The organism is Adlercreutzia equolifaciens, assembly GCF_029076695.1.
GTDB lineage: Bacteria > Actinomycetota > Coriobacteriia > Coriobacteriales > Eggerthellaceae > Adlercreutzia > Adlercreutzia equolifaciens_A.
The window spans coordinates 1-294 of sequence record NZ_JARFIK010000489.1 but is presented as its reverse complement, the minus strand read 5'-3'; the positions used below and the strand labels follow the sequence as shown (position 1 = coordinate 294).

Below are 294 nucleotides of genomic sequence, written 5' to 3'. Positions count from 1 at the left end.
AAACGGAGGGTAATGCGGTTAATAAAAAGAGTTGATCGGTAGTAAAATTAAAACCGATTTTATTGAGATTAACGGTAACTGCGCTAAATAGCATCCAGACACAGAAGGCAAGAAGTAGACAACTGACTGATATCCAGAGATTTCTTCGAGCAATATGTTTTCCTTTATTTTCCCAGAAGGCCGGATTTTCTGGTTTCCAGTCGCGCAAAAGATAACGACTATTTTTCTCATTTTGCAGTGCCATATTGTTCCTCACATGCACACATTGGTAATGAAAAAAAGACAAAACACGAG

1 pseudogene is annotated in these 294 nt (G+C 38.1%); it reads right to left on the bottom strand.

Annotated features, from left to right (window positions below):
- Window positions 1-244, bottom strand: a pseudogene (locus tag PZH32_RS13305) (hypothetical protein); the annotation flags it as partial.
- Window positions 245-294: the final 50 nt, after the last annotated feature.